Source organism: Tessaracoccus luoxuelianae, assembly GCF_055326245.1.
Map to the genome: position 1 here is coordinate 132,620 of NZ_JBUZNO010000002.1, position 19,642 is coordinate 152,261.

Below are 19,642 nucleotides of genomic sequence, written 5' to 3' on the forward strand. Positions count from 1 at the left end.
GTCTTCCTTGTATCCGCTCATGCCGCTCCAAGGAAGTCAAACAGCCTGGAGCGGCTCGATCCGGTCGAGGGCGTTGCCGAGGTGGTCCTTCTCGACCTCGAGATCGAAGCGGGTCTGGAGGTTGAGCCAGAACCTGTCGGTGGTGCCGAAGTAGCGAGCCAGCCGCAGCGCTGTGTCGGCGGTGATGCGACGCTTGCCGTGCACGATCTCGTTGATCCGACGTGGGGGTACGCCGATCGCGACGGCGAGCCGGTTCTGGCTGATCTGCAGCGGCTCCAGGAACTCGTCCATCAGGATCTCGCCCGGGTGGATCGGTGGGATCGCTGTTGTTGTCATGGGTGGCACCTCCTCAGTGATAGTCGACGATTTCGACGTCAGTGGGTCCGGCGTCGGTCCAGGTGAAGCAGATCCGCCATTGCTGGTTGATCCGTACGCTGTGCTGTCCGGCCCTGTCTCCACGGAGTGCCTCGAGCCGATTGCCGGGAGGTACCCGGAGGTCGTCCAGGATGTGGGGGCGGGTGGGGTCCCCGCGCTGGGACGCGCGTGGGGACCCCTGCCCATTGCCGTCGGTCAGGCGCCGAAGGCCGCGCGACCCTGTGTGGCGGAGGTGCCCAGATCGCTCTTGGGGAGGGCGTGGCCGGCGGTGACGGCCGCAGTCCATGCCTGGGTGGTTGCGACGGCGGCGAAGTTGGAGTGCAGGAGCACGAGCAGGGTCTCGTGGAGCTGGTCCGCGGAAACCTGGCCGGCCTCGTTGGCCAGGTGGATGGCGCCGGTGGCGTCGGAGAGGATCTCTGCCGCCAGGCCGAGCTCCTCGGCGCCCACTGCCGTGGCGATGTCGCAGTTGTTGGTCATGTAGCCGACGATCGTGACGGTGTCGACCTCTCGTTCGGCCAGCCACTGGGCCACGTCGGTGCCGGCGAAGACGCTGCCCTTGTCCTTGCTGACGCACTTCCAGGACGGGTTCAGGCGCTGCTCGATCTCGGGGTGCAGCGACCAGCTTTCGCTGCCGACGGCGAAGACGGGTGCACCCTGCGGCAATTCGTGCTGCACGACGACAACGGGCAGGTCCTGCTGCTCCGCGACCTCGAGGGCGGCCACGATGTTGGCGAGCGTCTGGTCGCGCGGCGGGGCCTGGATCTGGAGGATCCCGGTGAAGTACTCCTGCTGGACGTCGACGACGATGAGTGCTCGGCGGGGGGCGGTCATGGTTTCTCCTTCGGTTGGCGGATCTGTCTTGATCCATGATCGCCAGGGGCGATGGGCTATCGTGAGTGGCACAAAAGACGTTCTTCGATGGAATCGGGCCAATCATGCGGATTGCCGTTCATGCCTTCGACGGCATCACGATGTTCCACCTGGCCGCCCCCTTGCTCGTTTTCGGTGAGGTCGGCCGTCAGTGCCTGGCCGCGGGGTGGGATCCGGTCGTGTGGACCCGCGACGGTCGCGGCATCCGGACAGCCGAAGGCCCCCGCATCGAGGACGTCAGGGGCCCCGACGCGGTGGAGGACGCCGACCTGGTGGTCCTGCCATCCTGGCCGATCGATCTGCCCATGACCGACGAGCCCCTCACGGCCCGAATCCGAGCCGCGCACGCACGCGGAAGCCGGATCGCCGGCCTGTGCCTGGGGGCGTTCCCGGTGGTGGACAGCGGCCTGCTCGACGGCCGCGAGGCCGTGACCCACTGGGGCTCAGCCGACGTGCTCGCACGCCGTCGACCCGAGGTGAAGGTCCAGCCCGCCGCGCTCTACGTCGACCACGGGGACGTCCTCACCTCGGCCGGCACAGCGTCGGCCATCGACGCCTGCCTGCACATCGTCCGATCCCACCTGGGCTCCGCCGCCGCAGCCACCGTCGCCCGCAGCCTCGTCGTCGCGCCCCACCGCGACGGCGACCAGGCCCAGTACATCGATCGCCCGATCCCACAGCCCGGGGGAGTGCGGCACCTCGGACCAACCATCGACTGGGCCCTGGCCCACCTCGACCACGAACTCACGGTCGACGACCTCGCGGCCCACGCGCGCATGAGCCGCCGCAACTTCACCCGCCGGTTCGCAGAGGCCACGGGCACCACCCCCGCGCGCTGGGTCTTGGCCCGCCGCCTCGACGAAGCACGGCGCCTCCTGGAGACGACGGCGTGGCCGGTCACGCGCATCGCCACGGCCTGCGGCTTTACCAGCGTCGTGACGTTCAGGCAGAACTTCACCGCCACCTACGCCACCACGCCCACCTCCTACCGCCAGCGATTCTCGGCTTCCTCGACGTGACGCGCTCAGGACCGTGAAAGCCGCATAGCATCGCAGCATCAGAGGAATGGGGTGTGATGAAGGTGGTGGACCGAGTGGCCGCGGGCCTGGCGCGCGGAGTGCGCGGGTGGATGGCCGTTGCCGCGGTGGTGCTGTTCGCGGTGTTCACCGCCATGGTGCTGCCAGCCCAGGCTGAAGCCGGGGCTTTCTACACGGACCGCTACGCCGCCCCGGACACATCCCTGTGGTACTCCCCGGACGACCTGTACGCGGCGGCCGAGGCGTGGGGATCTGACGGTCGAGCTGCCTACGTGTACGCGCGGGTCACGTTCGACGTCATCTGGCCGCTGGTGTACGGGGCGTTCCTGGTGACGACGCTCGCGTGGGTCTGGGCGCGGGGGACAGCTCCTGGGAGTCGGTGGCGATGGGTGGCCCTGCTGCCGGTGGTCGCGGTGGCGCTGGACTACGCCGAGAACATCTGCGCCGCGACGGTGATGGCACGCTATCCGGCCCGGACGCCGGTGCTCGCGGAGCTGGCGCCGTTCTTCACCACCGGCAAGTGGCTCGCCCTATCGGCCAGCTTCGTGCTGTTGGCGATCGGCGTTGTCATCGCCATCGCAGCGTGGTGCCGCGGCTGGAGGCTGAGCCCAGACCAGCTTGCCACGAGACGGCACCTGTAGACTGATCGGTCTACAATCGGGTAGAGTTGGTTCATGTCCGAGACAACGACGATCCGCATCAGCAGGGTCACGCATGCGCAGGTGACCCGATTGGCAGCCGAACGCCACGAAACGATCGATGAGACGGTGAGCAAGGCCATCCGCACGCTCCGCCAGGACGCCATGGCGCAGGATCTCCGCGTTAAGCTGACCGACGACGAGACTGAATGGCTCGATGCTGACGCCGGGTGACGTCGTCGAACTCGACTTCGGAGTGCCCGCCGGACACGAGGCCGGACTTCTTCGGCCGGCCATCGTCGTGACCGCGAGGCGGGTCCTGAGGGGCGGGCCGAACGTTATCCAGGTTGTGCCGTTGACCCGGATCCTTCGTGAGAGCAGTACCGAGGTGGTCATTGAGCCCGATGACGACAACCGACTCGCGGCCCCATCGTCGGCGCAGTGCCAGCATGTGCGCTCCGTGGCCGTGACTCGGATTCATCGGCGCACTGGCAATGTTGGGCCGGCAGCCCTGAGCGAGGTGCGCGAGATCCTGGGGTTGCTGCTGGACCTGTAGCCGCTCTGACAGGCGAGCCTAGCCGGCCTTGTGTCGTCGGGCGAGGTGGATCGAGTGCGAGGACACCGGCCACGTGGTCATCTGGGACAACCGGAGAGGCTGGTCAGCCGCGCGACGAGTCGCCGCATCGTGGGGATCCCGCGGCAGGTGACCGGGACACCGATCAGCCGGGTGAGTATCGGTCCGGCCGAGACGCCGGCCCCGGTGGCGCTCGTGACCGCGTGGCGGTTGGTGAGTGCGTGCACCACGAGCTCACCTGATGGAGTGCGTTCGACGTGAGGCAGGATGAGGTCCGGCAACAGGGGGGCGTCGAAGAGGGCGACCTCCCCGGCGGTCAGGCCGGGGTCTATGTATCCGAGTGTGTCGATGAGCCAGGCAGCGGAGCGGACGACGACCAGGTCGGCGTAGCCGGTGACTGCGGTGAGGCGGGTCACGACGGACTCTGCGAGTGCTGCCGGTTCGCCGCAGGTGAAGATCACCGTGCCGTTGGTCTGGAAGTTCACTGCGCTGGCGGCGCCGGCGGCTGCGAAGGCATCCAGCAGTTCGGAACTGCGCGGCGATCGGCTCCGCGCCTGGCCGAGGTTCATGTTCCGGAAGAACGCCACCTGGATGCTCACGTGCCCGATCATCCCATGCTGTCCCTCGTCGAACATCGGCTGTGGCCCCTGACTTTGTCGTCGTGGCGGAGCCATCGCGCGCTGTGGGAACTGGGTCGTGTGCCAAGCTGGCGGCGTGCCTCTGCCTCTGCTCACCTCCACTCAGTCACTTCAGGCGTGCCCGCGCCGCGTGCTGGTGGCGGGGACCCCCGGGTCGGGGAAGACGACCTTGGCGTCTCGAATCGCACGCCAGCTGGGCATTTCTCACGTCGAGATCGACGCGCTCTATCACGGTCCGAACTGGACTCCTCGGGAGTCGTTCATGGACGACGTGTCTGCTCTCGTGGCGGAGGACGAGTGGGTGACCGAATGGCAGTACAGCAGTGCCCGCGCCGTTCTGGCTGCCCGAGCCGATCTGGTGGTCTGGCTCGACTTGCCCGTCGCCACTGTGATGCGTCAGGTCACGGTGAGGACTCTGCGTCGACGGCTGCGACGCGAGGTGCTCTGGAACGGCAATCGTGAACCGGCGCTCTGGACCGCGTTCACCGACCCTGACCACATCATCCGCTGGGCCTGGAAGACCCGTCGCCGGACGGCTGAGCGGGTCGTCGCTCTGATGGGCGAACGCCCCGAACTGCCCGTTGTCCGCCTGCTCTCGCACCGGGAGGCGCGCGCATGGCTCGCCGGACCGCTCGCTGCGTCGTCGCGCTGAGGCAGCGGCGCACCGAGCGTAGACGCGGCTCATTGGTGGTTCTGATGCCGTCATCGGTACTCAGGTCTGACTCTTAGTCCTCGTGAGGCACCTGCGGGGGCCAGAGGACGGGCAGCACCACCTCGTTGCGACGGCGGAACCACGGCGTCCAGGGAGGGTCGAAGCGAGCGAACCGCGGGACCCCGCTGGCCTCGAGGCCAGCCTGCTCTATAGCGGCGCGGAGGTCGCCCAACTGCTTTTGGTAGATGTGCTCCGTCCAGCGTCCGGTGAAGCTCTTGACCGCGGCCACCTGGACAGGCACCTGCCGGACGGTGATGCGCGGGTCGGACGGTGTCGGCAGCGTCTCCAGCGTGAAGTGAGAGGGCATCACGAAGGCCACCGCCTGTGGGCCTGACTCGGCGGCGGGCTGCTGGACCACGGGTGAGGTCATCTCGATCGTGGTGGGCGCCTGCTCCTGCAACACCGTCGCGGTCGTCGCGACCTTTCCTCGGGTGCTGTTGCGGCCCGAGATGAAGCTCACTAGCACCCCGACGCCTCGTTGCCCGCGCGGGTGAACGAGGCGTCCACCTCGACCTCGGCCACCAGGTGTGCTGGGTAGCGGCGCACCTCGAAGTGGGGGAATCGCGCGAGGACGTCGTACGGTTGCTGCTCCGTCATGACACCAGCGTGACACTGGGGGCCGACGGATCACCCGGAACTCCCACATCCGGCCCGTGAGATGTGGGAGGCAGCGGCACGTGAGGTGTTCAGCCCGCGTTGTGGAAGGCCTCAGCCATCCAGCCGCGGACCTCGTCGTCGATCTCTTCGATGTGGTGGAGCTCGATGTGGTGCATCCACACGTTGCTGGACGGGTGGGCAACCTGCTTGAACCGGGGGGAGGTCACCTCGTGAGGCAGCACAAGGGACAGCACGGCGGGCACGTCGCTGTTGACATACTGCCCAGGACGCCAGAGGTACAGGAAGCCCCTCCGTCGCCGGAAGGCGATCTGGCTCTTCGTCACTCGCACGGAAGCCTCGCCGAAGTTCCGCACCGCCTGCTCCACCGCCGCGTACAGCCTCAACCCGGCCGGAGAGCCATCGAAGAACCCCTCCGGGGTGCGCTCGGGCTCGCCCGTACCCATGGTCCCCACCGTAGCCACCCCAGGGCGCGCTCGTGCTGCCCGATGGTGATGGACCGGATAAAGGTCGGGGAGCCAAGCGAGGAAGGCTTCGAGAGCTCACGTGCGGATGATCCGGCGCTCGATGGCAGCAGCCACCGCGCCGGCACGGGTGTCCACGCCGAGCTTGGTGTAGATGTGGGAGAGGTGAGACTTGACGGTGGCCTCCGAGACGAAGAGCTCGCGTGCCATCTCCTTGTTTCCCAGCCCGCGGGAAAGCAACTCCAGGACCTCCACCTCGCGTTCGGTGATGGTGATGGCCCCGGGTGTCGCACGGCGCACCAGAGTGGCGGCGACGGAGGGCGCCAGCACCGTCTGGCCCCGGGCGGTGGCCCGGATGCCCGCGAACAGCTCATCGGGCGGGGCGTCCTTGAGCAGGTAGCCGCGCGCGCCCGCGTCGAGTGCGCGCAGGACGTCTGCCTCGGTGTCTTAGGTGGTGAGCACGAGCACCTCCGGCGGGGCGACGAGGCCGCGAAGCGCCGTCGTGACCTCCGCTCCTCCGGGTCTGCGCTCCCCGAGGTTGAGGTCGACCAGCACCACGTCGGGCCGCTCGTCGGTCACGACGGCGACCGCGGCTTCGAGCCCGTCGACGTCGGCGATCACCTCGAGATCGTCCTGGCCGTCGAGGAGCGCGCGCAAGCCGGCGCGGACCACGGGATGGTCGTCCACCAGAACGATGCGGATCACGGGGTCTCCAGTGGTGGGCGGATCGGAAGGTGAACCGAGATGGTGGTGCCCTCGCCGGGCGCGCTCTCAACGTACGCGGCGCCGCCGAGCGAGACGGCCCGCTCCCGGATCCCCGCCAGCCCCCGTCCACGTGCACCCCGGACTCGCGCCTGGGCGGGGTCGAAGCCGCGTCCGTCGTCGCGCACGTCCAGGACCACCTCGTCGGAGTGATAGGTCAGGGTCAGGGTGACGCGATCCGCTTGGGCGTGCTCCCGCACATTGGCCAGGGCGCCCCGCGCGGTTCGCACCAGGGCCGCCGCGACGTCCGTGGGAAGCGCCTCAGGCTCTCCGTCGACTCGCACCTCGACCTCCATCCCAGGTCCGAACTGTTCCGCGACCCGGTGCAGGGCGGCCGGGAGTCTGCCGCGAGGGTCGTCGCCTTCGAGGTCCGTGGGCGCGAGGTCGCGCACCACTCGGCGCACGTCCTCCAGGCTGTCGCGGGCGGTCGCGGCCGCGGTCCGGGCGTGGTGACGCGCGCGCCCGGGGTGGCTGTCCCAGTCCTGGTCCGCGGCCTGGAGCAGCAGGTTGATGCTGGAGAGCCCCTGGCCAACTGAGTCGTGGATGTCGCGGGACAGGCGGGTTCGCTCGGCGAGGGCGCCGGCGCGCTGCTGCTCGTCGGCCAGGTCCTCCTGCGCATCGATCAGCTGATCAAGCAGGTCCTGGCGGGCCCGCGACTCCAGATCGAGGGCACGGAAGGCCATCACAGTGACCAGCGCCACCCCGACGGGGCCGACGACCTGCACCGGGTCGAAGTCCTCCACAATCCGCTGCCAGGCCGCGGTCAGCAGCAGCATCATCGCCACCACCGTCCCCACCGCCCACCCGAACGGCAGCACCCGCAGGACGGCGAAGGCCACCGGGACGGCGCACCACGCGAAGGACGGCGCGGCGGCGGTGAGTGCCCCCCACAGGACGACCATCCCCACCACCCACGCCGCGGGCCACCACGGGCGCGACGACATGAGGCCACGGGTGGCGTAGGCGAGTCCGAGCAGCGCCGCTCCGGCCAGCACAGCGACGCCGGCCGGGTCGAGCCCGTGCCGATCCACGTAGCGGACCGCGGAGGTGACCAGCAGCACGATGAGCACCACGAGGAGCCAGCGGTCGAGCCGGACGGCGGGGGCCAGGATGCCGTGCACACCCGAGGCGCGGTCTCGGACGTCCGTGGGGGTGCTCATGGTGTCCTCATCGTATGGAGAACCCCGGCGAGCCGCATCAACCAATCGGCTACCCAGCGGTGGCCGTTCCACCGACGCGCCGCGCCGGCCGCGCACGCAGACTGGACCAGTTCGCAGACCTCAGTTCGAGGAGACCACAGTGACTCGCTACACACGCCCGACCATCACGTTCGCCGTCGCAGCGATCGCCACCCTCGGCCTGGCCGTCGGCGCGGCTCCGGCTGTGGCTGACGGCCCCCGCCCCACCACCTACCAGCTGACGGGCGACGTCGACACCGCCACCGGCTCCAAGTTCGAGGGAATCGGCGCGGACGAGCGGCGGGGCCTTTTCTACGTCAGCGAGGTCACCGGCGGGGAGATCCACCGCGGCTCCGCGGACTCAGACGAGACCGTGGAGTGGCTTGCCGGCGACGGGACCGACGGTCGCTTCACCGCGCGGGGTATCACCGTCGACGACCTGGGTCGGGTCTACATCGCCGGTGGCCCCAACGGCCTCGGCAACGGACGCCCTGACCTGTGGGTCTACGAGGCAGACGGCACGTTGCTGGCCGCCCTCCGCGCACCCGGCGCCGGCGTCTTCCTCAACGATGTCGCGCTCGGGCCGGACGGCGCGGCCTACTTCACCAACTCCAACGACGCCCAGGTCTTCCGCGTCGCCGACGACGGTGCGGGCTGGCAGGCGAGCCTCTGGGCGGATGCCACAGACCGGGTCGAGCGGCTCGCCGGGTTCAACCTCGGCGGCATCGTGCTGTCGGCCGACCGTAGCGCCTTCGTGGTGGCCCAGGGCAACGCCGGCCTGCTGTGGCGCTTCGACGCCGGCACCGGCGACGTCTCGGAGGTTGCGTCGGGTGGTGCGGACCTCGTCAACGCCGACGGCCTCGTCCGGCGCGGCAACCAGCTCACGGTCGTGCGCAACTTCAGCCGGATGATCACCACTCTGCGCCTGTCGGCCGACGGCTCCCGGGCGGTCCTCCTGGCCCAGGAGGCCACGGCGGCTGACCGGGTACTGACAACTGCGAAGGCGCTGCGCGGGCGCATCCTGTACGTCGACAGCAAGTTCGACGAGCCGGTCGCCACCGGCCCCTACGAGATCGTGACGGACCCCACCCGATGAGTCCCATCATCCGTACGGCGATCGCCGCCATCCCTCTTGCGCTCATCCTCAGCGCGTGCGGGCCTGGCGAACCCACCGCGCCGCCGAGTACCGTGCCCCCAGACTGGGCGAGCAGCAGCCCGGCCCCCGAAACGACCCCCAGCGTGGCCCCCAGCCCTGCTCCCAGCGCCGCTCCCAGGAAGGACGAACGCGTGCCAGACCCCTCTCTCGACGCCCAGGAGCAGGCAACCCTCGACGAGCAGTTGCGGGATGCAGCGTGGGCCAACGACGTCGAGCTTGCCCGACGACTCGTCGAGGCGGGCGCCGACGTGAACGCCAAGGACGAGACCGAGCAGTCCGCCTACCTCATCGCGACCAGCGAGGGGTACCTCGACCTGCTTCGCCTGGCGCTCGCCAACGGGGCACTGGTGAACGACAAGGACAGCTGGAACGGCACCGGTCTCATCCGCGCCGCCGAACGCGGGCACGGCCTGGTCGTCGGCGAGCTGCTGCAGGCCGGCATCGACCGCGACCACGTCAACCGGATCGGCTACCAGGCCATCCACGAGGCCATCTGGCTGGGCGAAGACACCCCGACTTACGCCACCACAGTGCGGGTGCTGGCGGCGGGTGGCGTCGAGCTTGACCGCACCTCGCCGTCAGCGGGGTTGACGCCGCTGGAGATGGCCGTTGAGAGGGGTTACGCGGGTTTGGGGCGAATCCTGCGGACGGTGACGACCGCCGATCACCCCGACGACCCGGACGCCGCGCTGCTGAGGGCGGCCGAGGCAGGTGACGCGGACGCCGTCGCGATCGCGCTGAGGGCCGGCGCCGACATCGAGGCGCGCGACGAACGCGACCGTACGGCACTGCTCCTGGCCGCGACCTTCGACCGTGTTCCGGTGGCCGAGGTCCTCGTCGCGATGGGCGCCGATCCCGACGCGCTGGACGACCGCCACGACACGCCCTGGCTGGTCACAGGCGTGACCGGCAGCGTGGCGATGCTCGAGACGCTGCTGCCCGCAAACCCCGACCTGACCATCCGGAACCGCTTCGGTGGGCTTTCGCCGATTCCGGCCAGCGAGCGCGGCCACGTCGACTACGTGCGGCGCGTGGTGCAGACCGGTGTCGACATCGACCACGTCAACAACCTCGGCTGGACCGCGATGCTCGAGGCGGTCATCCTCGGCGACGGCGGCCCCCGGCACCAGGAAATCGTGCAGATCCTGCTCGACGCCGGCGCCGACCCCACGATCGCGGATCGGGACGGCGTGACGCCGCTGCAGCACGCCGAGCGAAGCGGCCACGACCGCCTCGTCTCCATCCTGCGCGGCAGCACCAGCTGAGGCAACCTGGATCACGGGTCCGGCGAGGATCCGCCCCTTGACAAGATTAATTGTCAGGCGCATGGTGGGGTCATGCGTGACGTGGAGGTCATCGAGAGCGCGGGGGCTGCCGCCGTAGCGCTGGATCCGATCCGGGCCCGGCTGCTCCGCGAGCTGGCTGTACCGGCCTCCGCAGCCGGGCTCGCGGCCCGGGTCGGTATCACGCGCCAGAAGGTCAACTACCACCTCAAGGCGCTCGAGGCGCACGGCCTGGTGGGGCTGTCCGAGGAGCGCCGGCACGGGGGCATCACCGAGCGCGTGCTTCAGGCGTCGGCGGTGTCCTACGTCGTGTCTCCGGCGGCCGTCAATGAATCGGCGGCCGACCCGGACGCCAACCCGGACCACCTGTCGGCGGGCTATCTGGTGGCCCTGGCCGGCCGGATGGTGCGCGAGGTCGGCGCCCTCGCGCGCCGGGCCGCGGCCACCGGAAAGAGGCTCCCGACACTGGCGATCGACGCGGAGATCGGCTTCCGCTCGGCCGCGGACCGGGCTGCCTTCGCCGACGACCTCACCGCCGCGGTGATCAGCCTGGCCGCTCGCTACCACCACGAGGACGGGCGCCGGCACCGCCTGGTCGTCGCCGCCCACCCACTCCCCGAGGAGCAGTCATGAGCACCACCCCGAACGTCCCCTACCGCCTCGAGTTCAGCGTCGAGGTGCCGGGCACCCCTGAGCAGGTCTGGCAGGCCATTGCCACCGCACAGGGCATGAGCGCCTGGTTCCTGCCCACCGAGATCGACGAGCGCGCGGGCGGCTCCCTGCATTTCGCGATAGGCCCCGACATGGGCTCCGACGGCCAGGTCACCGGCTGGGACCCGCCTCGCCGCCTCGTCTACGAGGAGGATTGGGCCGCTCTGATGGGGAAGGACCCGGACGAGCTCAGCCCCTTGACGTCCGAGTTCCTGGTCGAGGCGCAATCCGGCGGCACCTGCGTCGTGCGGGTCACGAGCAGTGGCTTCGGGACCGGCGCCGATTGGGAGTCGGAGTTCTGGGAGGAGATGGGAATCTACTGGATGCCGTACTTCGACAACCTACGTCTGTACCTGTCGCACTTCCCCGGCCAGGTGGCAACCCAGCTGGAGGTGACCGCCTCCCACCCCGGCGACGGTGAGACGCTCTGGTCCACCCTGCGCGACACACTCGGCTTGGCCGGCGTGGGCACGCCGGTGGAGCTGCGCGACACCACCGGCACGGTTGAGGTCGTCGGCGATCGGCAGGCGCTCGTCCGGCTCACCGCGCCTGTCCCCGGGATGCTGAACATCTACGTGTTCGAGGAGGGGGCCGGCAAGTCCCTGGTGGGCGTGCGCGCGTACCTGTTCTCCGAGGATGCGAAGGACTACGTGCGGCGCGAGGAGTCGGCATGGGAGGCCTGGCTGCAGGATCGTGTCCAGGGCACCATGGACAAGGGAGGAACCGCGATGACCGTCGAGGCCGTCACTCACACCGCCGAGGCACCCGGGGCCACCATCGTCTACGACGTGCGCGGGCCCCTACCCACCGTCGACGGGCGGCCCCCGCTGCTGCTGATCGGGCAGCCCATGGACGCCACCGGCTTCGCCACCCTGGCTTCGCATTTCCCGGACCGGACCGTCGTCACCTACGACCCGCGCGGCCTGGGCCGCAGCATCCGCACGGACGGCCGCACGGACAACAACCCGCAGCAGCATACCGAGGACCTGCACCGCCTCGTTGAGGCGCTGGGCGCCGGGGAGGTGGAGATCTTCGGCAGCAGCGGCGGAGCGGTGGACGGGCTGGCGCTGGTCGTCGCGCACCCGGAGGACGTCCGCGTCCTCGTCGCGCACGAGCCGCCGCTGACCCACTTGCTGCCCGACGCGAACGCAGTGCTCCGCGCCGAGCAGGCCATCAACCGTGCCTACCAGGAGGGCGGCTTCGGCCACGGCATGGCCCGTTTCATCGCCTACACCTCCTGGGAGGGCGAGCTCACCGACGAGTTCTTCGATCGCGCCGCCGCGGATCCCGCGGCCTTCGGCCTCCCCTCTGAGGACGACGGCTCCCGCGACGACCCGTTGCTGTCCGGCGACTCCGACGGCGTGGTCGCGTGGACGCCGGACCTCGATGCCCTCCTTGAGTCTGGCGTGAGGCTGGTGATCGCAGCGGGGGAAGAGTCGGCGCGTCAGGTGACCGGGCGGTCCGCCGAGGCTCTGGCGGCGAGGCTGGGCCTGCCGCTGACGATGTTCCCCAGCCACCATGGAGGGTTCGTCGGCCCGGAGTTCGGCTGGCCAGGCCAGCCGGAGGCGTTCGCCGCACGGCTCCGGGAGGTCCTGGACGCACAGGGCCGCTGACTGCGCCTACACCCTGGGCTACTTGGCGGCAAAGCCTCCGTTGCTGTGCAGCAACTGCCCGGTGATCCAGCCGCCGGCGGGGGAGAGCAGGAACCCCACGAGATCGGCGGTGTCCTGCGGCGTGCCCAGGCGTCCTGCCGGTGTCTGCCGGGTGAGGAGGTCGCGCAGCTCGTCGTCCATCCATCCGGTGTCGATGGGGCCGGGGTTGAGGGCGTTCGCGGAGATCCCGCGGTCGGCGAGCTCGATGGCCGCGGCGATGACGACGCGGTCCAGGGCGCCCTTGCTCGAGCCGTAAGGCAGGTTGTGGGCGGTGTGGTCGCTGGTCAGCGCGACGACGCGCCCCGCCCGGGCGGCGCGGACCTTGTCGGGGAGCTGCTCGGCGAAGGCCTTGATGAGGAGCCACGACGCCCGGGCGTTGACCGCGTAGTGCCGGTCCCAGCTCGCGACGCTGGTGTCGAGGATGGAGGAGTCGACACTCTCGGTGTGGGAGAGGACGAGGGCGGTCAGGTCGTCGCGGCGGTTGGCCGCGGTGATGAGGTGGGCGGGTACGTCCGGGTCTGCCAGGTCCGCGGGCAGCAGGTCGACGGTGGCGCCGGAGGCGCGGCAACGTTCGGCGACATCGTGCGGGTCCCGGGGGTCGTGCTCGAGTCCGATGCGGTCGTCGTAGTCGGAGAGGTATCCCAGCGCGAGGTCCCAGCCTTGCTCGGCGAGGTGGACGGCGATGCCGGCCCCGATCCCCCGAGCCCGGCCAACACCGGTCACCAGCACTGTGCCCTTGGCCATGTGGCTCACCCCTTCCGACCGTGTACGACGTCTGTGCCATTGCATCATCTCCGGGCCCCTGAACCGCGGTAACCGGAGCTCGTCCTGTTCTCGGGGGGCGGGTAGTGGCAATGGCAAGCCGCGGCCCGCTCGTTGACGACGATGGGGGATTCATCGCCTGCCTGATATAGTAGAAACGTCAACTACTTGAAGGACCGAATCGCCCATGACTCTGCTGGCTGTCTCCGAGCACCTCACCGCCGACCGCATCTTCACCGACATGCACACCGCGTACCGGTTCACCTCAGAACCGGTGACCGACGAGGAACTGGCCCGCGTTTACGAGTTGGCGAAGTACACGCCGACGGCGATGAACAGCCAGCCGCTGCGGGTGACGTTCGTGCGGACTGCGCAGTCCAAGGGGCGGCTGCTGCCGTTGATCGGGGAGGGGAACCGGGCGAAGTCAGCCTCGGCGCCGGTGGTGGCGATCCTCGCCGCGGACGCAGACTTCCACGAGCACCTCCCCGTCGTGGCGCCGCAGCACCCGGGCGCCCGGGAGCGCTTCGCGGCGAACGTCGACCAGCGTCATGCCATGGCGATGAACAACTCCTGGCTTCAGGCGGGCGGCTTCATCCTCGCCGTGCGGGCAGCCGGCCTCGACGCGGGACCGATGGGTGGGGTGGATCTCTCGGGTATCGATCGGGAGTTCTTCGCGGGCTCGTCGCTACGCACGATCATGGTGGTCAACATCGGCCACGCTGCTGAGGACGGCACCTTCCCCCGCAACCCTCGGTTGACGTTCGACCAGGCGGTTGCTCTGGCCTGAGCCCCCGGCTTGGCCCGCGACGCATCCATTCGCGACTCTCGTCCGGAGTAGCAGTCGTGTCACTCCGCTCGGCGGAGTGTCGCGGCTCAAGCGGTTGGCCTCTGGCGTGGGAAGGCCTCGTGGAGCTGCCACTGCAGGTCGGCGATCTGTGCTTCGTCCAGGGGGCCGAGTTCTGTCAACAACGCCTTGAGCTTCTTGGGCCAGACCACCGCCACGTTGTTGACGGCGAACGAGCCACCGATGAGCGGCCAGTCCGCATCCACGAAACACAGCACACCTCGCACCGGGACCTCGGGCCGGTCCGCCAACGCTGCGCGGACCAGGGCGACCTGCTTCTCCATGCCCGTCACGAGCGCGGTCCGGTTGCGACCGGCCACCATCAGCAACTCGGTGCGGGGCCGAATCAGGCCGCCCTCGACGCGCAGCTGGGGGCGCGAGTTGCGGTAGCGCTTGGCATCCACAACCACCACGCCAGCGGGGCACACGACCAGATGATCGATGTTCGCCCTGGTGCGCGGGATGCGTCGGTCGTGCAGAACACGCAGCGAGTTCCCGGCCATGGACGCCAACATCTCACTGAGCATCCGTTCGCCCTCGGCACCGACCGACCAGGCACGCGTGGACTGGGGATCATCGAACACCGCCAGCAGAAACCGTCCCATCCGCGGATGGTTACTTAACACGCGTTCCCGGCGGGCATCGTTCCGCCGCTGGTACTCGGCAGCCGCGGACGCGCCCCCGTGCCCGTCCACCACTCCCAGGCTGGGCTGGTCCCCTGTGCCCGACTGAGGACGCGCTGGATCGGTGGCGGCGTCCACGATCGTCGCCTCGACAGCCGTGCGGGCGGCGCTCGGGTCCATCTGGTCGGGCTGGGCCTTGTGGGGTGGGCAGGTCATGCACGACACCGTCCGGCTAGCGCGGTTGTAGTCCGCAGTGACGCCTGCAATCAGCGACGTGCCGCAGAGTACGCAGGTGCCTGCGTAGCGAAGCCGCATCCGCTTCACGTCCATGATCGATCCCGGGTCCCCCTCCATGCCGAACAACGTAGCGGTCCAATCGGCTAGCGTGACTGCGAGGCCGAATAGGGGGCCGACGAGCCGAGGGATAGGAAACCTGATGGAGACAGCAGCAATCACGGCGTGGACCTTTCAGGCGGAGGTGGCAGTCCCGCAAGACGTCGCGCACCTCCTTGTCGCGAACGAGAGGGCCGTGGCCGCCTACCAGACCTTCCGCGACATGGCGATCTTCACAACTCGACGAGTTATTGTTCGCGACGCGCAAGGGATCACGGGCAAGAAGGTCGAGGTTTACTCCCTGCCCTACTCGAGCATCAGCATGTGGTCGTCGGAGAATGCGGGGACTCTTGACTTCAACGCCGAGATGGAGCTGTGGACCCGCGCCGGTCACATCACGATCAAGCTTGGTCGGGGCGTCGACGTGCGTCGGTTGGACAACTTGATTGCGCACGCGGTGCTCGGCGCGGTCGTGTGAACCGCGCAGCGGTCACGTCGGAGCGGCGTGACCCGTCTCGAAGGGTTGTAACTGGAGCTGACAAGCAGTCTTGCCCTGCCTGAGGGGCGGCGACGCCCTCCATGGACTGGTGTCGGGGAGCGCCAGAAATTGCCCAGACTTTCTTTTGCCGGGGCGGCTACCTGGGCCCGTTTCTGTCAGTGGTGGGTGCCAGAATGATTCACATGAGCGAGACGGTGGTGGATCTGGGGCAGCGGTATATCGCTGCGCTGTGGGACGCCGCGGGATCGCTCGGCGCTGACGGGGCGGCTGTGGAGCGGTTGGTTGGTTTGGTGGCCTCGATCGGTGAGGCGGAGGCGCAGCTGGCCGGGTTGCGGCTGCATCTGCTGCGCGAGGCGCAGTTGTCCGCGGCCGCCGCGGTGGTGGAGGGGGTGCGGCAATCGGTGCGGACCACGCCGGCTCAGGCGACGGCCGCCTTGCGGCTGGCCTCGGATCTGGGCGACAGGTTCCCGCTGATCGCGGCGGCGTTGAGCGACGGGGTGGTGTCGTTGGCGCAGGCCGACGCCATCGTGACCGGTTTGCGGAAGCTCCCTCCGCGGCTGACCCGCGCCCAGCTGGCCGAGTGTCAGGAGCTGATCCTGGCCCACGCCGACACCCTGGGCCCCGCCGAGTTGCGGACGTTGGCGGCCCGGTTGTCCGAGGTGGTCGATCCGGATCGGTCGGATGCGGATGAGGCGAAGCGGCTGGCGCGGGAGGAGGCGGCGGCGCATCGGGACCGGTTCCTGCGCATGTCGCCGGACTTTCATGGGTCGGTGCGGATTTCGGGGCAGTTGCCGGTGGCGGATGCCGCGTTGTTGTCGGCGGAGTTGGATGCGTTGATGCCGGCGGCGTCGGCGTACAAGCACACCGGCGAGCACCCCAGCAGGGACGCGCGCCGCGCGGATGCGTTGGTGCTGCTGACCCAGCGTGCTGCGGGCGGGGGGACGTTACCGTCGCATGGGGTGGACCGGCCGCAGGTCCACATCACCGTGGATCTGGACACCCTCAGGTCGGGTGTCGGTGAGGTGGTGTTGCTGGGTGCGGGCGGCGTGGACGGGCTGTCGGCGGGTGAGGCGCGGCGGATGGCCTGTGACGCGGGGCTGATCCCGATGGTGCTGGGCACCGCGTCGCGGCCGTTGGATGTCGGGCGCACGCATCGCCTGTTCACCCCCGCCCTCCGCGCGGCGTTGACCGAACGGGACCAGGGGTGCGTGTTCCCCGGCTGCACCGCCACCCCCGCCGCCTGTGAGGCGCATCACATCGTTCCCTGGTGGCAGAGCGGTGCAACGTGCCTAGCCAACGGCATTTTGCTGTGTCCCTTCCATCATCGGTTGGTTGAGCCGGATCCGTTGCAGTCGGAGGAGTCGCAGTGGCGGGTGCACCTCGACGAGGCAACCGGGTTGCCGTGGTTCACCCCACCCCGCCACATCGACCCCGCCCGCCGGCCGAGACAGCACCAACGCCACAGGCTTCAGCAACTCACACCCCACGTCGGGGCACCACCCTGCCCACCCGACCCCGGGCCCCCCGGTTGGGATCCGGACCCGCCGGGCCCGGACGCCCGCAGCGCCAACAGCGCCCGCGACAAGTACGCGGAGCACAGCCTCGATGAGCTGATCGAGCGCAGCGCCGCCATCTGGGCGAGCGCCGGCTAGCTGACGGTTGCATTCTCAAGGTGGGCTTGGCGCAGCGCGTCGAGACGGGCCTGTCTCTCCTCGACAGTGTCTCCGAGGTTGGGTGCAAAGCGACTGGTGGTGGGGTCGATGCGGGCGCCCAGGTGGCCGAGCTCCACCAGGAGCGGCACCGTCGACAGCCCGAGCTCGGTGAGGGAGTAGCGGCCCTGCTTGCCGCGCGCGACCGCCGTCTTGGTCAGGAACCCCGATGCGACGAGGTCTGCCAGCCGCCGCGACAGCACGGGGGCGCTGATGCCCTCGCCGCTGCCGGTGAGCAGGTCCCGGAACGAGCGACGGTCGTGCACGGCGATATCGCGCAGGATCAGCAGGCTCCACTGGTCGCCGAGCATCTCGAGGCTGCGGTTGATGGGGCAGTCCGAGCGTGGGTCGGGGATCATCGCGCCTCCGGTTCGGTAGTTGCTTTCTGTTATCACTCAGCCTACCCTGGGAATGTAGTAACAGACAGAAACTAGTTGAGTTTGCAGCGAGGAGCAGAGCGTGAAGGCATTCGTCCTGGAGAAGTACGGCACACCGATGCGGGAGGTGTCGATGCCCGAGCCGACCGCCGGCCCGCTGCAGGTGCTGGTGCGGATGGTCGCAGCGGGCGTGAACCACGCCGATGAGCGCACCCGCGCGGGGGAGCTCAAGACAGTGTTCCGGCTCGACCTGCCCCAGGTGATGGGTGGGGAACTGTCCGGTGACGTGGTCGCGGTCGGTGACCAGGTGACGGAGTTCGCCGTCGGGGACGAGGTCTACGGCTACACCGGAGTGGTGGGGATGGGCACCTTCGGTGAGGTTGTTGCGATCGACGCCGACGCGGTGGCCCTCGCGCCAGCCTCCGCTGACCTGGTGGAGGCAGCGTCGCTGCCGGTGGTTGCACTGACCGCATGGCAGGCGCTCGCCGAGATCGGGCACCTGCAGCCTGGGCAGCGGGTGCTGGTCCATGGCGGATCCGGCGGCGTCGGGTCGGTGGCCATCCAACTCGCCAAGCACCTCGGCGCGACCGTGGTCACAACAGCCTCTGCCCGGAATGCGGAGTTCGTGCGCGGGCTGGGCGCCGACGAGGTGATCGACTACCGCACCGACGACTTCGTCGCGCGCCTCGCCGGAAACCCGGTGGACCTCGTCCTGGACACCCAGGGTGGGGACACCACCACCCGGTCGCTCACGGTGGTGCGGCCCGGCGGCACCGTCGTTGGGGTCGCGGGCACCCCGGATCCGCACCTGGCCGACCAGGCGGGCGCGGGCAGGGTGGTCAAGCTCGTCCTGGCCGCCGTGAGTCTGCCGCTGCGTCGACGGGCCAGGAAGCTCGGCGTCTCCTACCGCTTCCTGTTCATCCGTCCGGACGGCCAGGCGCTGCGCACGATCGCCGGCCTGGTCGATGAGGGCGTGCTGCGCCCCGTCGTCGACCGCGTCCTGCCGTTCGACGAGACACCCGAGGCGCTGAGGCAGGTCCTGGCGGGCGGAACACTAGGGAAGGTCGTCGTCACGACCCGGCTCTGATGGGCAATGGGCGGTCAGGCTGTCGTCGTCGTCCGAAGTTGCGGCGACCTTCCTCCGCGATCGGCACGCCAGGCGCCAGACTGGGGGCATGTCTCGTTTGTCGCCTGAGCAGATCTGGCCACCGTTCGCGCTGCGGATCACCGCCGGGGACCTGGAACTGGCTGTGGTGCGCGAGGGGGAACTCCCTGAGCTCGTCGAACTGGTGCTCGACGGCATCCACGACCCGGCCCAGATGCCCTTCCTGTTCCCGTGGACCGACGCGCCGGCCGAGCTGCTGCCCGCCAACTACGTGCGCTACTTCGGCCGCACCATCGCGGGGCAGACGCCTGAGACCATCAACCTGCAGCTGGTGGTCCGACGGGCTGGTCAGGTCGTCGGGATCCAGGCACTGGAGGGGGAGGGGTTCCCCGTGACCCGCACCCTGGAGACAGGTTCGTGGCTCGGCCGCCGGTTCCATGGCCAGGGCATCGGCACCCGGATGCGCCAGGCCGTGTGCGCGTTCGCATTCGACCACCTCGGCGCCGAGCGCATCACGTCGTCGGCCTTCCTCGACAACCCGGCGTCCCTGGCCGTCAGCCGGAAGGTGGGCTATCAGCCCAACGGGCGGCAGTGGGTGTCGCGGCGCGGGGAGGCCGCCGAGCAGCAGCGGCTGCTGCTCCCTCGCGGCACTTTCGTGCGTGGCGACCAGATCCACGTCGATGGCGCCGCCGAGCTGAAGGCTTTCCTGGGCGTCGCTTGAGCGC

Annotated in this window: 27 protein-coding genes; 14 read left to right on the forward strand and 13 right to left on the reverse strand. The window is 69.5% G+C overall.

Annotated features, from left to right (window positions below):
* Positions 1-36: 36 nt before the first annotated feature.
* From ACZK39_RS03245 to ACZK39_RS03255, 3 genes are read right to left on the reverse strand one after another with little or no spacing between them, the layout of a single operon-like run.
* Entirely contained in the window at positions 37-336 is a 300-nt protein-coding gene (locus tag ACZK39_RS03245) for a HigA family addiction module antitoxin (protein WP_463612499.1), read from the reverse strand.
* A gap of 13 nt (positions 337-349) precedes the next feature.
* Entirely contained in the window at positions 350-661 is a 312-nt protein-coding gene (locus tag ACZK39_RS03250) for a type II toxin-antitoxin system RelE/ParE family toxin (protein ID WP_463612500.1), read from the reverse strand.
* Positions 571-1,206, reverse strand: coding sequence for an isochorismatase family protein (locus ACZK39_RS03255; RefSeq protein WP_463612501.1), 636 nt, complete (start codon positions 1,204-1,206; stop codon positions 571-573). Before ACZK39_RS03255 ends, ACZK39_RS03250 begins: the two co-directional genes overlap by 91 nt.
* Positions 1,207-1,310: 104 nt before the next feature.
* On the opposite strand from ACZK39_RS03255, the gene ACZK39_RS03260 reads away from it, so the two are divergent.
* The 4 genes from ACZK39_RS03260 to ACZK39_RS03275 are packed head-to-tail and all read left to right on the forward strand — an operon-like array spanning position 1,311 to position 3,476.
* Positions 1,311-2,264, forward strand: coding sequence for a GlxA family transcriptional regulator (locus ACZK39_RS03260; RefSeq protein ID WP_463612502.1), 954 nt, complete (start codon positions 1,311-1,313; stop codon positions 2,262-2,264).
* Between the two features lie 53 nt (positions 2,265-2,317).
* Positions 2,318-2,923, forward strand: coding sequence for a hypothetical protein (locus ACZK39_RS03265; RefSeq protein WP_463612503.1), 606 nt, complete (start codon positions 2,318-2,320; stop codon positions 2,921-2,923).
* Between the two features lie 33 nt (positions 2,924-2,956).
* Positions 2,957-3,154, forward strand: coding sequence for a hypothetical protein (locus ACZK39_RS03270; protein WP_182799767.1), 198 nt, complete (start codon positions 2,957-2,959; stop codon positions 3,152-3,154).
* Complete coding sequence (locus ACZK39_RS03275) at positions 3,138-3,476, forward strand: type II toxin-antitoxin system PemK/MazF family toxin (protein ID WP_182799768.1); 339 nt, start codon at positions 3,138-3,140, stop codon at positions 3,474-3,476. The genes ACZK39_RS03270 and ACZK39_RS03275 overlap by 17 nt, the downstream gene beginning before the upstream one ends.
* A 77-nt stretch (positions 3,477-3,553) precedes the next feature.
* Here ACZK39_RS03275 and ACZK39_RS03280 read toward each other — a convergent pair whose 3' ends face one another.
* Positions 3,554-4,093, reverse strand: coding sequence for a DUF1697 domain-containing protein (locus tag ACZK39_RS03280; protein WP_463612504.1), 540 nt, complete (start codon positions 4,091-4,093; stop codon positions 3,554-3,556).
* A 175-nt stretch (positions 4,094-4,268) separates the two neighbouring features.
* On the opposite strand from ACZK39_RS03280, the gene ACZK39_RS03285 reads away from it, so the two are divergent.
* Complete coding sequence (locus ACZK39_RS03285) at positions 4,269-4,784, forward strand: AAA family ATPase (protein ID WP_463612703.1); 516 nt, start codon at positions 4,269-4,271, stop codon at positions 4,782-4,784.
* A gap of 73 nt (positions 4,785-4,857) precedes the next feature.
* On the opposite strand, the gene ACZK39_RS03290 is transcribed toward ACZK39_RS03285, so the two are convergent.
* The 6 genes from ACZK39_RS03290 to ACZK39_RS03315 all read right to left on the reverse strand — a co-directional run bounded on the left by ACZK39_RS03290 (position 4,858) and on the right by ACZK39_RS03315 (position 7,845).
* On the reverse strand, positions 4,858-5,310 hold the full coding sequence (locus ACZK39_RS03290; RefSeq protein ID WP_463612505.1) for an SOUL family heme-binding protein: 453 nt from the start codon (positions 5,308-5,310) through the stop codon (positions 4,858-4,860).
* Positions 5,304-5,441 (reverse strand): hypothetical protein, encoded by a 138-nt coding sequence (locus tag ACZK39_RS03295; protein WP_463612506.1) that lies wholly within the window; start codon positions 5,439-5,441, stop codon positions 5,304-5,306. The genes ACZK39_RS03290 and ACZK39_RS03295 overlap by 7 nt, the downstream gene beginning before the upstream one ends.
* Positions 5,442-5,530: 89 nt before the next feature.
* The gene (locus ACZK39_RS03300; RefSeq protein ID WP_463612507.1) at positions 5,531-5,905 is read right to left on the reverse strand and encodes a DUF5655 domain-containing protein; all 375 of its coding nucleotides are present in this window, start codon (positions 5,903-5,905) and stop codon (positions 5,531-5,533) included.
* A 96-nt stretch (positions 5,906-6,001) separates the two neighbouring features.
* Entirely contained in the window at positions 6,002-6,253 is a 252-nt protein-coding gene (locus ACZK39_RS03305; RefSeq protein ID WP_463612508.1) for a response regulator transcription factor, read from the reverse strand.
* Between the two features lie 117 nt (positions 6,254-6,370).
* Positions 6,371-6,628, reverse strand: a complete 258-nt coding sequence (locus tag ACZK39_RS03310; RefSeq protein WP_463612509.1) for a response regulator — start codon at positions 6,626-6,628, stop codon at positions 6,371-6,373.
* The gene (locus ACZK39_RS03315; protein WP_463612510.1) at positions 6,625-7,845 is read right to left on the reverse strand and encodes a sensor histidine kinase; all 1,221 of its coding nucleotides are present in this window, start codon (positions 7,843-7,845) and stop codon (positions 6,625-6,627) included. The genes ACZK39_RS03310 and ACZK39_RS03315 overlap by 4 nt, the downstream gene beginning before the upstream one ends.
* A 139-nt stretch (positions 7,846-7,984) precedes the next feature.
* Here ACZK39_RS03315 and ACZK39_RS03320 point away from each other — a divergent pair, with 139 nt between their 5' ends.
* The 4 genes from ACZK39_RS03320 (at position 7,985) to ACZK39_RS03335 (ending at position 12,626) form a co-directional block, all read left to right on the forward strand.
* Positions 7,985-8,959, forward strand: coding sequence for an SMP-30/gluconolactonase/LRE family protein (locus ACZK39_RS03320; RefSeq protein ID WP_463612511.1), 975 nt, complete (start codon positions 7,985-7,987; stop codon positions 8,957-8,959).
* Positions 8,960-9,150: 191 nt separating this feature from the next.
* Positions 9,151-10,284, forward strand: coding sequence for an ankyrin repeat domain-containing protein (locus tag ACZK39_RS03325; protein ID WP_463612512.1), 1,134 nt, complete (start codon positions 9,151-9,153; stop codon positions 10,282-10,284).
* Positions 10,285-10,356: 72 nt separating this feature from the next.
* Complete coding sequence (locus ACZK39_RS03330) at positions 10,357-10,935, forward strand: ArsR/SmtB family transcription factor (RefSeq protein ID WP_463612513.1); 579 nt, start codon at positions 10,357-10,359, stop codon at positions 10,933-10,935.
* Positions 10,932-12,626, forward strand: coding sequence for an alpha/beta fold hydrolase (locus ACZK39_RS03335; RefSeq protein WP_463612514.1), 1,695 nt, complete (start codon positions 10,932-10,934; stop codon positions 12,624-12,626). Before ACZK39_RS03330 ends, ACZK39_RS03335 begins: the two co-directional genes overlap by 4 nt.
* An 18-nt stretch (positions 12,627-12,644) precedes the next feature.
* On the opposite strand, the gene ACZK39_RS03340 is transcribed toward ACZK39_RS03335, so the two are convergent.
* Positions 12,645-13,409, reverse strand: coding sequence for an SDR family oxidoreductase (locus ACZK39_RS03340; protein ID WP_463612515.1), 765 nt, complete (start codon positions 13,407-13,409; stop codon positions 12,645-12,647).
* A gap of 205 nt (positions 13,410-13,614) precedes the next feature.
* Here ACZK39_RS03340 and ACZK39_RS03345 point away from each other — a divergent pair, with 205 nt between their 5' ends.
* On the forward strand, positions 13,615-14,214 hold the full coding sequence (locus tag ACZK39_RS03345) for a malonic semialdehyde reductase (RefSeq protein ID WP_463612516.1): 600 nt from the start codon (positions 13,615-13,617) through the stop codon (positions 14,212-14,214).
* 86 nt (positions 14,215-14,300) lie between these two features.
* On the opposite strand, the gene ACZK39_RS03350 is transcribed toward ACZK39_RS03345, so the two are convergent.
* On the reverse strand, positions 14,301-15,248 hold the full coding sequence (locus ACZK39_RS03350; protein WP_463612517.1) for an NERD domain-containing protein: 948 nt from the start codon (positions 15,246-15,248) through the stop codon (positions 14,301-14,303).
* An 82-nt stretch (positions 15,249-15,330) separates the two neighbouring features.
* On the opposite strand from ACZK39_RS03350, the gene ACZK39_RS03355 reads away from it, so the two are divergent.
* A complete protein-coding gene (locus ACZK39_RS03355) occupies positions 15,331-15,705 on the forward strand; it encodes a PH domain-containing protein (RefSeq protein WP_463612518.1) in 375 nt (124 codons plus the stop codon).
* Positions 15,706-15,908: 203 nt separating this feature from the next.
* On the forward strand, positions 15,909-17,378 hold the full coding sequence (locus ACZK39_RS03360) for an HNH endonuclease signature motif containing protein (protein ID WP_463612519.1): 1,470 nt from the start codon (positions 15,909-15,911) through the stop codon (positions 17,376-17,378).
* On the opposite strand, the gene ACZK39_RS03365 is transcribed toward ACZK39_RS03360, so the two are convergent.
* On the reverse strand, positions 17,375-17,794 hold the full coding sequence (locus ACZK39_RS03365) for a winged helix-turn-helix transcriptional regulator (protein ID WP_463612520.1): 420 nt from the start codon (positions 17,792-17,794) through the stop codon (positions 17,375-17,377). The two genes, ACZK39_RS03360 and ACZK39_RS03365, sit on opposite strands and share 4 nt — an antisense overlap.
* A 100-nt stretch (positions 17,795-17,894) precedes the next feature.
* Here ACZK39_RS03365 and ACZK39_RS03370 point away from each other — a divergent pair, with 100 nt between their 5' ends.
* Positions 17,895-18,899 carry an NADP-dependent oxidoreductase gene (locus tag ACZK39_RS03370; RefSeq protein WP_463612521.1) on the forward strand — a complete coding sequence of 335 codons (1,005 nt, stop codon included), beginning with the start codon at positions 17,895-17,897 and terminating at the stop codon, positions 18,897-18,899.
* 88 nt (positions 18,900-18,987) lie between these two features.
* Positions 18,988-19,638 carry a GNAT family N-acetyltransferase gene (locus ACZK39_RS03375; protein ID WP_463612522.1) on the forward strand — a complete coding sequence of 217 codons (651 nt, stop codon included), beginning with the start codon at positions 18,988-18,990 and terminating at the stop codon, positions 19,636-19,638.
* The last annotated feature ends 4 nt before the right edge of the window (positions 19,639-19,642 follow it).

Bases quoted from the DNA above. Each gene is read 5' to 3' on its own strand.
- ACZK39_RS03245 (WP_463612499.1), bottom strand. From the start codon at position 336: ATGACAACAACAGCGATCCCACCGATCCACCCGGGCGAGATCCTGATG.
- ACZK39_RS03250 (WP_463612500.1), bottom strand. From the start codon at position 661: ATGGACTGCGGCCGTCACCGCCGGCCACGCCCTCCCCAAGAGCGATCT.
- ACZK39_RS03255 (WP_463612501.1), bottom strand. From the start codon at position 1,206: ATGACCGCCCCCCGCCGAGCACTCATCGTCGTCGACGTCCAGCAGGAG.
- ACZK39_RS03260 (WP_463612502.1), top strand. From the start codon at position 1,311: ATGCGGATTGCCGTTCATGCCTTCGACGGCATCACGATGTTCCACCTG.
- ACZK39_RS03270 (WP_182799767.1), top strand. From the start codon at position 2,957: ATGTCCGAGACAACGACGATCCGCATCAGCAGGGTCACGCATGCGCAG.
- ACZK39_RS03275 (WP_182799768.1), top strand. From the start codon at position 3,138: ATGCTGACGCCGGGTGACGTCGTCGAACTCGACTTCGGAGTGCCCGCC.
- ACZK39_RS03295 (WP_463612506.1), bottom strand. From the start codon at position 5,441: ATGACGGAGCAGCAACCGTACGACGTCCTCGCGCGATTCCCCCACTTC.
- ACZK39_RS03300 (WP_463612507.1), bottom strand. From the start codon at position 5,905: ATGGGTACGGGCGAGCCCGAGCGCACCCCGGAGGGGTTCTTCGATGGC.
- ACZK39_RS03315 (WP_463612510.1), bottom strand. From the start codon at position 7,845: ATGAGCACCCCCACGGACGTCCGAGACCGCGCCTCGGGTGTGCACGGC.
- ACZK39_RS03330 (WP_463612513.1), top strand. From the start codon at position 10,357: ATGCGTGACGTGGAGGTCATCGAGAGCGCGGGGGCTGCCGCCGTAGCG.
- ACZK39_RS03335 (WP_463612514.1), top strand. From the start codon at position 10,932: ATGAGCACCACCCCGAACGTCCCCTACCGCCTCGAGTTCAGCGTCGAG.
- ACZK39_RS03340 (WP_463612515.1), bottom strand. From the start codon at position 13,409: ATGGCCAAGGGCACAGTGCTGGTGACCGGTGTTGGCCGGGCTCGGGGG.
- ACZK39_RS03345 (WP_463612516.1), top strand. From the start codon at position 13,615: ATGACTCTGCTGGCTGTCTCCGAGCACCTCACCGCCGACCGCATCTTC.
- ACZK39_RS03350 (WP_463612517.1), bottom strand. From the start codon at position 15,248: ATGGAGGGGGACCCGGGATCGATCATGGACGTGAAGCGGATGCGGCTT.
- ACZK39_RS03355 (WP_463612518.1), top strand. From the start codon at position 15,331: ATGGAGACAGCAGCAATCACGGCGTGGACCTTTCAGGCGGAGGTGGCA.
- ACZK39_RS03360 (WP_463612519.1), top strand. From the start codon at position 15,909: ATGAGCGAGACGGTGGTGGATCTGGGGCAGCGGTATATCGCTGCGCTG.
- ACZK39_RS03365 (WP_463612520.1), bottom strand. From the start codon at position 17,794: ATGATCCCCGACCCACGCTCGGACTGCCCCATCAACCGCAGCCTCGAG.
- ACZK39_RS03375 (WP_463612522.1), top strand. From the start codon at position 18,988: ATGTCTCGTTTGTCGCCTGAGCAGATCTGGCCACCGTTCGCGCTGCGG.